The organism is Streptomyces sp. SGAir0957 (assembly GCF_043523415.1).
Genome location: NZ_CP027293.1, coordinates 187662 through 198999, shown reverse-complemented (window position 1 = coordinate 198999; position 11338 = coordinate 187662). Strand labels below are relative to the sequence as shown.

Here is an 11338-nt window from a genome sequence, read left to right as displayed (position 1 = left end):
CCCGCGGCAAGACCATGTGAGGCCCTGATGCCGGAAGATGACAAGCTCCTCGGCTACCTGCGCCGGGTGACCGCCGACCTGCACGACACCCGGGGACGGCTGCGCGAGATCGAGGCCGCGGCCCACGAACCGATCGCCGTCGTCGGCATGGCCTGCCGCTTCCCCGGCGGCGTCACCACCCCCGAGGAGCTCTGGCAGCTCGTCCGCGACGGCGCCGACGCCATCACCCCCTTCCCCGACGACCGGGGCTGGGACACCGACGCTGCCTACGACCCCGACCCGGACGCCCCCGGACGCACCTACGTCCGGGAGGGCGGCTTCCTGCACGACGCCGGTGACTTCGACGCCGGTTTCTTCGGGATTTCCCCGCGTGAGGCCGACGCGATGGATCCTCAGCAGCGCCTCCTGCTCGAAGCGTCCTGGGAAGCCGTCGAGCGGGCGGGCATCGACCCCGCCACCCTCAAGGGCCGTGCCGCCGGGGTCTTCGTCGGCGCCGTCGCGCTCGACTACGGGCCGCCCCTGGACGCCGCCGACGGCATCGAGGGACACCTGATGACCGGCACGACCACCAGCGTCCTGTCCGGCCGCATCTCCTACACGCTCGGACTTCAGGGGCCCGCCGTCACGGTGGACACCGCCTGCTCGTCGTCCCTCGTCGCCCTGCACCTGGCCGTGCGCTCGCTCCGCCAGGGTGAGTGCGATCTCGCCCTCACCGGCGGTGTCACCGTCATGCCCACCCTCGGCACCTTCATGGGGTTCAGCCGTCAGCGGGGCCTCGCCCCCGACGGCCGGTGCAAGCCCTTCTCCGCCGCCGCCGACGGCTTCGGGCCTGCGGAGGGCGCCGGGATGTTCTGCCTCGAACGGCTCTCCGACGCCCGCCGCAACGGTCACCGTGTCCTTGCCGTCGTCCGCGGCACGGCGGTCAACCAGGACGGCGCCAGCAGCGGACTCTCCGCCCCGAACGGTCCCGCACAACAGCAGGTCATCCGGGCGGCGCTGGCCGACGCCGGGCTCGACGGGTCCGACGTGGACGTGGTGGAGGCGCACGGCACCGGCACCAAGCTGGGCGACCCGATCGAGGCCGGGGCACTGCAGGCGACATACGGGCAAGGGCGCGATCCCGAACGGCCTTTGTGGCTTGGGTCGGTGAAGTCGAACATCGGGCACACCCAGGCCGCCGCCGGAGCTGCCGGCGTCATGAAGACCGTACTGGGCCTGCGCCACCAGGAACTGCCGCGCACGCTCCACGCCGACGATCCGTCCCCGCACGTCGACTGGTCCACCGGAACCCTGCGGCTGCTCACCCGGCCCGTTCCCTGGGCCCGGGGCGAACGGCCGCGCCGGGCCGGGGTGTCGTCGTTCGGCGTCAGCGGCACCAACGCCCACGTCATCATCGAAGAGGCACCGGTAAGCGAAGAGGCACCGGTAAGCGAAGAGGCTCCGGCCACCGAAGAGGCACCGGCCACCGAAAAGGCACCGGCCACCGAAGAGACGCCCGTAGAGCAGTCGGGTCGGACCCTGCCGACCGTGCCCTGGGTCCTGTCCGCCAAGTCCGCCGCGGCCCTGCGCGACCAGTCCGCACGGCTCGCCGCCCACGCCGAACAGCACCCCGGTCACACGCCCGCCGACATCGGCTGCACCCTGGCCACCACGCGCACCCCCTTCGACCATCGGGCCGTACTCCTCGCCCCGCAACACGGCGACGCCGCGCGCCTGCTGCGGCAGTACGCGTCGGGCGAGGAACCCGCACCCGCCGAGTTCGTCTCCGGCACGGTCCACGACGGGATCGGGCCCGTCTTCGTCTTCCCGGGGCAGGGCTCGCAGTGGACCGGCATGGCCGTCGAACTGCTCGACGCGTCACCGGTGTTCGCGCGGCGCATGGACGAGTGCGCCGCCGCGCTCGCACCCCATCTGGACATCCCCCTGCTGCGAGCGCTGCGCGACGAGACGGCGCTGGAGCGGGTGGAGGTCGTCCAGCCCGCGCTGTGGGCGGTCATGGTGTCGCTGGCCGCGGTGTGGGAGTCCTACGGCGTCCGGCCGGCCGCGATCGTGGGCCACTCGCAGGGCGAGATCGCCGCCGCGGTCGTGGCGGGCGCGTTGAGCCTGGAGGACGGGGCCCGCGTGGTGGCACTGCGCAGCCGGGCGCTGACGGCACTCACCGGCCGCGGCGGCATGGCCTCCGTCACCGCACCCGCGGACGACGTGCGCCGCGCCGTCGCCGCCCACGACGGCGCCCTCTCCGTCGCCGCGGTCAACGGCCCCTCGCACCTCGTGGTCTCCGGCGACGCCGCCGCGCTCGACGCACTGCTCGCCGCGTACGACGCCGACGGCGTGCGCACCCGCCGCATCCCGGTCGACTACGCCTCCCACTCGGTCCACGTGGAGGAGATCCGCGCCGAGGTCGAGAAGGCGGCGTCGGGTCTTTCGCCACACCCCTCCGACGTGCCGTTCTACTCCACCGTGACCGCCGAGAAGGCCGACACGACCACGCTGGACGCCGCGTACTGGTACCGCAACCTCCGCTCCCAGGTCCGCTTCGAGGACACCGTGCGCGCCCTGCTCGACGCGGGGTTCCGCCACTTCGTCGAGGTCAGCCCGCACCCGGTGCTCACCCCCGGCGTGGAGCGGACCGCGGAGGACCACGGCAGCGACGTCGCGGCGGTCGGGACGCTGCGGCGCGGCGACGCCGGTGAACCCCGGCTGCTCAGGTCCCTCGCCGAGGCCCACGTCGCCGGAGTGCGGGTGGACTGGTCCCGCGTGTTCGACGCGACCGGAGCCGTCCACGTCGACCTGCCGACCTACGCCTTCCAGCGCACCCGGCACTGGCTCGACTCCGCCACGACGGCCACCGCCGACGCCGCCGCCACGGGCATGGAACCCGTCGGGCACCCCCTGCTCGACGCGGGTGTGCCCCTGCCCGACAGCGACGGCCACCTGTTCACCGGCCGCTGGTCCCTGCGCACCCACCCGTGGCTCGCCGACCACACGGTCGTGGACAGGGCGGTCGTCCCGGGCAGCGCCCTCGTCGAGACCGTGCTGCGCGCGGCGGACGCCGTCGGCTGCGACCGGCTGGAAGAACTCAGCATCGAGAAGCCGATTGTCCTCCCCGCGGACGGCGGCGCCCTGCGCGTCCAGGTCACGGTGGGCGGCCCCGAGGACGCCGACGGCCGCCGGGCCGTCGGCGTGTACATCGGTGACACCGACGGCGTCTGGTCACGGCACGCCCGCGCCACCCTCACGGCCGCCGCCGCCGCCACCGACGACGACGTTGAACCCGCGGGCCTCGACGCCTGGCCTCCCGCCGACGGCGCCCGGCAGATCGACACGAGCGGGCTGTACGAGCGCCTCGCCGCCGCCGGACTCTCCTACGGCCCGGTCTTCCGCGGCCTCGGCGCCGTCTGGAGCCAGGGCGACACGCTCTACGCCGAGGTCACCCTGCCCGAGGAGGCGCGGCGGAACACCGACGGGTTCGGCCTGCATCCGGCGCTCCTTGACGCCGCCCTGCATGCGTGGTCGGCCCGGACGGAAGAGGGCCGTACCTCCGTCGAAACCTCCGTTGCATCCTCCGTCGAACTGCCCTTCCTGTGGACCGGTGTGTCGTTGTACGCCACGGGGGCGTCGCGTCTGCGCGTACGGCTCACGCCGGTCACCGGCGGGGGCATGTCGGTGCTCCTGGCGGACGACACGGGCCGACCGGTGGCCTCCGTCGACACACTCGTGACCCGACCTCTCCAGGGCTCCGACGCGACGCTCGGAGGTGGGACGGGCACACTGCACCGAGTGCAGTGGACCCCTGTACCGCTGCCGGACGCCGACACGATCGCCGACACGATCGCCGACACGATCGCCGACACGCCACCGGTCCTCGCGTGCGTGGGCCCGGAAACCCCGGCCGACGGTCTCGAGGGCATCGCGTCACATCACGACAGCCTGACCGGCCTGGCCGAGCAACTGGCCGACGGCCGGTGCCCGGCACCGGCATACGTGCTGGCCAGCGTCGACCAGAAACCGGCGGTCCCGGGTGACGCCGAGGAGGACACGGCGGGGGAGGCCGTGGCCGCCGCCGCCCGAACGCTGGCACTCGTGCAGTCCTGGCTGGCCGACGACGCGTTGTCCGCCACCGGCGCCAAGCTGGTGCTGCTCACCCGGGGAGCCGTCGCCGCGGGACCCGGTGAGGGCGTGCGGGATCTCGCGGCCACACCCGTCTGGGGCCTGGTGCGCTCCGCGCAGTCGGAACACCCCGGCCGGTTCGTCCTGGCCGACCTCGACCACGAACCCGCCTCGCTCGCCGCGCTGCCCTCCGCCCTCTCCACCGGGGAACCGCAACTGGCGCTCCGGCGGGGCGAGACCCTGACCCCCCGCCTCACCGCGGTACCGGAGACCCCCGAACTACCCGATGCCGACTGGCAGTTGCGTGCCACTCCCGGAACCGCACTCGACCGAGTCGCCCCGGTTCCCGCCACGGCGGCGACCCGGCCGCTCGGCGTGCGCGACGTACGGATCGAGGTCCGGGCCGCCGGTGTCAACTTCCGTGACGTACTGATCTCGCTGGGCACCTACCCCGACGCGGAGAACGCGCGGATGGGCAGCGAGGGCGCCGGCGTCGTCACCGAGATCGGCCCCGGCGTGACGGGCGTCGCCGTCGGCGACCGGGTCATGGGTCTGGGAGGCGACTGGTTCGGCTCGTTCACCGTGGTGGACGAGCGGGTGGTGGTGGCGATCCCGGAGGAATGGTCGTTCGTGGAGGCAGCGTCGGTTCCGGTGGCGTTTGTGACGGCGTTTTTTGCGTTGGTTGATGTGGCGGGTGTGCGGTCGGGGGAGACGGTGTTGGTGCATGCGGCGGCGGGTGGTGTGGGGATGGCTGCGGTGCAGTTGGCGCGGTGGTTGGGGGCGGAGGTGTGTGCGACGGCGAGTGAGTCGAAGTGGCCGGTGGTGCGGGGCCTTGGTGTGGCGGAGGGGTGTATTGCTTCGTCGCGGTCGGTGGGGTTTGCGGAGGTGTTTCGTTCGGGTGTGGATGTGGTGGTGGATTCGCTGGCGGGGGAGTTGGTGGATGCGTCGTTGGGGCTGGTGCGTCCGGGTGGCCGGTTCGTGGAGCTGGGCAAGGCCGATGTACGGGACCCGGAAGAGGTCGCTGCTGCCCACGACGGCGTGACGTACCGGGCGTTCGACCTGGTGGAAGCGGGACCTGGCCGCATGGGGGAGATGCTGCGCGAAGTGATTCACCTCTTCGAGACGGGTGCGCTGACGCGTCTGCCCCTCGGGGTCTGGGACGTGCGGCGGGCGGGTGAGGCGTTCGCGCTGATGAGCCGGGCGAAGCATGTGGGCAAGCTGGTGCTCAGTGTGCCGCCGACTGGTCGGCCTGTGGCATCTCCCTCGGAGGGTGAGGGTGAGGGCGCAGGTGGTTGGGTGTTGGTGTCGGGTGGTTCGGGTGTGCTGGGTGGTGTGGTGGCGCGGCATCTGGTCCGGGAGCGGGGTGTGCGTCGGTTGGTGTTGTTGAGCCGTAGTGGTGAAGTGGGCGCTTTGGTGGGGGAGTTGGCGGGTCTGGGTGCTGAGGTGCGGGTGGCGGTGTGTGATGTGGCGGACCGTGTGGCGTTGCGGGGTGTGGTGGAGGGTTTGCCGGGTGGTGTGTCGGGGGTGGTGCATGCGGCGGGTGTGCTGGATGACGTGGTGGTGGAAAGGCTGTCGCCGGAGCGGCTGGAGGGTGTGTTGGCGGCGAAGGTGGTGGGTGGGTGGAATCTGCATGAGGTGATGGCGGATTCGCAGGGCCTGTTTGTGTTGTTCTCGTCGGCTGCTGGGGTGTTGGGGGCTGCGGGGCAGGCGAATTATGCGGCGGGGAACGCGTTCTTGGATGGGTTGGCGGCGTTCCGGCGGGCGCGTGGCTTGTCGGGTGTGTCGGTGGCGTGGGGGTTGTGGGAGCAGCGCAGTGTGATGACGGGAGGGTTGGAGCGGGCGGATCTGGCGCGGATGCGTCGGATGGGTGTGCTGCCGATGTCCACGGAGGACGGGCTGCGCCTCCTCGACACCGCCGAACAGTCGCCCGAGAGCGCCGTCCTCGCCGCCCGCCTCGACGTCCGCTCCCTCGCGGCCGGCGACGCCGCCGACCACCCTCTGCTGAGCGGCCTCGCCCGGAAGACCACCGCCCCCCGGCGCCGCCGCCTGACCGACGCAGACCCCGGCACCGCGGACCGGGCCACGGCGCTGAAGGACTCCCTGCTCCGCCAGCCGCCCGAGAGGCGCCGGGCTACGCTGCTCGACCTCGTCCGCGCTCAGGTGACCACCGTGCTCGGACACGCGGACGCCGGTGCGATCGAGCCGGACCGGGCGTTCAAGGACCTCGGTCTCGACTCGCTGACCGCCGTCGACCTGCGCAACCGGCTCGGCGCCGTCACAGGACTGCGGCTTTCCGCGACGCTGGCCTTCGACCACCCCACCTGCTCCGCCCTCGCCGGGCACCTGCTCGGCGAGCTCCTCGGAGCGGACGTTCTCAAGGCGGAGCACACGGCCGCCGCGGCGCCCGGCCGGGACGATCACGACCCCTCCGGGACGCCCACGTCCGACGACCCGATCGCCATCGTCGGCATGGCGTGCCGCTACCCGGGAGGCGTGGCCACCCCGGAGGACCTGTGGCGGCTCGTCGACTCCGGCGGCGACGCCATCGGCCCCCTCCCCGCCGACCGGGGCTGGGACCTGGACGCCCTGTACGACCCCGACCCCGACACACCCGGCCGGGCCTACGTCCGCGAGGGCGGCTTCCTGCACGACGCGGGGCGCTTCGACGCGGAGTTCTTCGGCATCTCGCCCGTCGAGGCCCTGGCCACCGACCCCCAACAGCGGCTGCTCCTGGAGACGGGCTGGGAGGCCGTCGAGCGGGCGGGCATCGTCCCGGCGACCCTGCGCGGCAGCCGGACCGGGGTGTTCGTCGGCTCGCACTACCAGGAGTACGGACCCCGCCTGCACCACGCCGGGCAGGGCGCCGAGGGGCACCTCATCACCGGCACCGCCGGCAGCGTGGTGTCCGGCCGGATCGCCTACGTCCTGGGCCTCGAAGGGCCCGCCGTCACCGTCGACACCGCCTGCTCGTCCTCGCTCGTCGCCCTCCACATGGCCGTACGGGCGCTGCGGGCGGGGGAGTGCGACCTCGCGCTCGCCGGGGGAGTCGCGGTGATGCCGGGGCCGGGCGCCCTCATGGGCTTCAGCCGTCAGCGGGGCCTGGCACCGGACGGGCGCTGCAAGCCGTTCGCCGAAGCGGCGAACGGGACCTCGCTCGCCGAGGGTGCGGGCGTCCTGCTGGTGGAACGGCTCTCGGACGCCCGCCGGAGCGGACACCGCGTCCTCGCCCTGGTCCGCGGTACCGCGACCAACCAGGACGGTGCCTCCAACGGCCTCTCCGCCCCCAACGGGCCGTCCCAGCAGCGCGTCATCCGCGCCGCCCTCGCCGACGCCCGCCTCACCACCGCCGACATCGACGCCGTGGAGGCCCACGGCACCGGCACCCGCCTCGGCGACCCGATCGAGGCCCAGGCCGTCCTCGCCACCTACGGTGCCGGCCGGGACACCGCCGCCGACCCGGTGCGGCTCGGCTCGGTGAAGTCCAACATCGGGCACACCCAGGCCGCCGCCGGGGCGGCCGGTGTCATCAAGATGGTGCAGGCGCTGCACCACGGCGTCCTGCCCCGCTCCCTGCACCTCGACAAGCCGTCGGACCACGTCGACTGGGCGAGCGGCGACGTCGAGCTGCTGCGCGACCCCGTCGCCTGGCCCGCCGGTGAGCGGCCCAGGCGTGCAGGCGTGTCCTCCTTCGGCATCAGCGGCACCAACGCCCACGTGATCATCGAAGAGGCCCCGCGGGAACAGCCCGCACCGGCCGGCGCCGCCGAGCCGACCCACGACGCCCCCGAGGGGGCCCCGGCCCCCACCCTGCCGTGGGTGCTCTCCGGGCGCTCCCCGGCCGCGTTGCGCGATCAGGCCCGCCGCCTCCTCGCGCACCTGCGGCAGCGGCCGGCCGCCGCCGGCCCCGCCCCGCGCGACCTGGCCGTGGCGCTCGCCACCCGACGGTCGCTGTTCACGCACCGGGCCGTCATCACCGGCGAGGGCCACGAGCACCTCACCGCAGGACTGGAAGCGCTCGCCGCCGGCCGGCCCGCGCCCCACTTGACGACGGGCGCCGCGCAGGCCGGGCGCACGGCTGTCCTCTTCACCGGCCAGGGCAGCCAGCGCGCGGGCATGGCCGCACAACTCCACCGCACCCACCCGGCCTTCGCCGCCGCCTTCGACACCGTCTGCGCCCGCTTCGACACGCTGCTCCCCGACGAACCGCCCCTGCGGGACATCGTCTTCGACACCGGCGAGAGCGCCGCACGCACCCTCACCGGGACGCTGCACGCCCAGTGCGCGCTGTTCGCGGTCGAGGTCGCGCTGTACCGGCTCCTCGCCTCCTGGGGGCTGCGCCCCGACGCGGTGGCGGGCCACTCCGTCGGCGAGATCACCGCGGCCCATGTCGCCGGTGCGCTCTCCCTCGACGACGCGTGCACGCTCGTCGCCGCCCGGGGCCGGTTCATGCGGAACCTGTCCGAGGACGGCGCGATGGTCGCCGTACGGCTGTCCGAGGCCGAGGTCGCGCCGCTGCTGGCGGACCGGGCCCACGAGGTCGGTCTCGCCGCCGTCAACGGCCCCGACTCCGTCGTCCTCTCCGGAGCGGCGGATGCCGTCGAGGAGATCGTCGCCGAGCTCGAACGGCTCGGCGCGCGGACGAGGCGGCTGACCGTGTCCCACGCCTTCCACTCGCCGCTGATGGAGCCCGTACTGGCCCCCCTGCGCGCCGAACTGGCCGACCTGGACGGTGCCGCGCCCGAGATCCCGGTCATGTCCCATCTGACCGGCGGGTTCCTGCCCTCCGACAGGCCGGTGGAGCCGGAGCACTGGGTGCGGCACGTGCGCGAACCGGTCCGCTTCGCCGACGGGATCGCCGCACTGGCCGCCGACGGAGTGACCACCTTCCTGGAGATCGGCCCCGACGCCGTCCTGTCCGCCATGGGCCAGGACAGCGCCCCCGAGGCCGCATTCATCCCGACGCTGCGTGCCGAAGAGAGTGACACAGCCGCCCTGACCCGGGCCGTCGGGCAGCTCTTCGTACGCGGCGCCGACCTTGACTGGTCCGCCGTACTCGCCGTCCCGGACGGTGCGCCGCACACCGCCGACCTGCCCACGTACGCCTTCCAGCGGGCCGACTACTGGCTGCCGTCGGACGAGGGCACCCGGCGTCCCGACGACCGTTCCGACGATGCCGCTCTTGCTCACGAACTCGCCCTCGGAGACGCCGAGTCGGCGGCCACTCTGCTGCCGCTCCTGACCGCCTACCGTCGGCGGCGCGACGAGGACGGCCGCATCGACGGATGGCGTCACCGCGCCTCCTGGACGACGATCGCCGTCCCCCCGGCGGCACCGGGCGGCATCTGGGTCCTCCCCGTCGCCGCGGAACAGGCCGACGACCCGTGGGTCACCGGCCTCGTCGCGGCACTGACCGCCCAGGGCATGAAACCGGTCCTCATGCCGTGCGCGGATGGCGACGCACTGGCCGACCAACTCCGGTCCCTCAGCGGGGAGTTCGGGCCCGTCTCCGGCATCCTGTCGCTGATGGCCCTCGCCTCCGGACAGCACCGCGAGCACGAGGCGGTACCCCAAGGAGTCGGTCTCACGCTGGCGCTCCTGCGAGCCCTGGAGGAGAACGGCAGCCGGGTCCCCGTGTGGCACGCCACCCGCTGCGCGGAGGCGGTCGGCGCCGCCGAGCACGTCCGTCATCCCGAACAACTCGGCGTACGGGCACTCGGGCGCGTCGCCGCCCTCGAATCCTCCGGGCAGTGGACCGGCACGGTCGACCTGCCCGAGCGGATCGACGGCTGGACCGGCAGCAGGCTCGCCGCGGTCCTCGCCCACAGCGCGGCCGACGGGGGGAGCGGGAGCGACGCCGCGTTCGAGAGCGACATCGCGGTCCGCGGCGCGGGCCTCTTCGCCCGCCGCGTCATCCAGGCGCCCGCTCCCACGCCTGTCGACACCGGCGTCGCCACCCCGTGGCCGCCCACCGGCACCGTGCTCGTCGCCGACGGCACCGGACCCGTCGGCCGACAGGTCGCCCTGCATCTCGCCCGCGAGGGCGCCGAACACCTCCGGCTCGTCTCCCGTCCGGCTTTGGCGGACTCGACCTCCGCGGAAACGGCCGACGCCCTGCGCGCCGAACTCGCCGCGCTCGGCGCCCGCGCCGACATCGTCACCCGCGACCTGGGCGACCGGGCCGAAGCCGCGGCCCTGTTGGAGGGCCTCCCTCCGACCGGCCCGCTGACTGTCGTCGTCCCCACCCGCCCCGCGTCCGGCGGCAGCGCCCTCGCCCAGCAGACCGCCGCCGGGCTTCAGGAGGCTCTGCGGACCGACGCCCTGGCCGCCAGGAACCTGCACGACCTCACCCGCGACCGGGCCGAGCCTGCGGCCTTCGTCCTCCTCACCACCCTCACCGCCACCCTCGGCGCCCCCGGGCAGGCCGGACCGGCCCTGTCCGACGCTCTGCTTGACGCCCTGGCCGAGGAGCGGCGCAGCGCCGGACTGCCCGTGACCCGCGTCGCCTTGGGGCCATGGGCCGACGAGGACACAGCGCCAGACACGACGTCAGACATAACGCCAGACACGACGTCAGACGTAACGCCGGATACGACGTCAGACACAACGCAGCACGTGTCGCAGGGCACAACCCACGACACAGCGGCCCGCGACGGCGGCCTCCTTCCGATGCGCCCGGCGCTGGCGCTGCGCGCCCTCGACCGTGCCGCCCGTGCCCAGGAGACCGGGACCGCTGTCTTCGACGCCGACTGGAAGCGCCTCGCGGCCCACGTCGCCACGACGCCCGGGGCCCGCCCGGCCGCCAGGCTGTTCGACGGTGTTCCGGCGTTCCGCGACGCCCTGCGGGGTGTCGGAGCGCTGCACGAGGAGCCGTCCACCGAGGACCCGGACGCGTTCCTGCGCCGCCTCGACACGCTGCCCGCGCGGGAGCGGAGCGCCGAGATGCTGCGCCTTGTGCGCACCCAGGCCGCCTTGGTGCTGGGGCACGACAGCGACGACGTGGTGGCCCCCGACCGCGGCTTCGTCGACCTGGGCTTCGACTCGCTCACCGCGACCCGGCTGCGCAACCGTCTCGGCGCCGCGACCGGCCTGCAGATCAGTGCCGCCACCGTCCTCGACTGCCCCACCCCGGGCAGCCTGGCCGACCATCTGCTCGAACTCTGCACGGCTCCCCGCACCCGCACTCGCACCCGTCCTCGCCTGCGCCCCCGCAACCGCGAGTGACACGCGG

General features: G+C 73.9%; 1 pseudogene. It reads left to right on the top strand.

From position 1 onward, the window contains the following. Positions 1-72 precede the first annotated feature (72 nt). Positions 73-11331, top strand: a pseudogene (locus C1N81_RS06475) (type I polyketide synthase); the annotation flags it as partial. Positions 11332-11338: the final 7 nt, after the last annotated feature.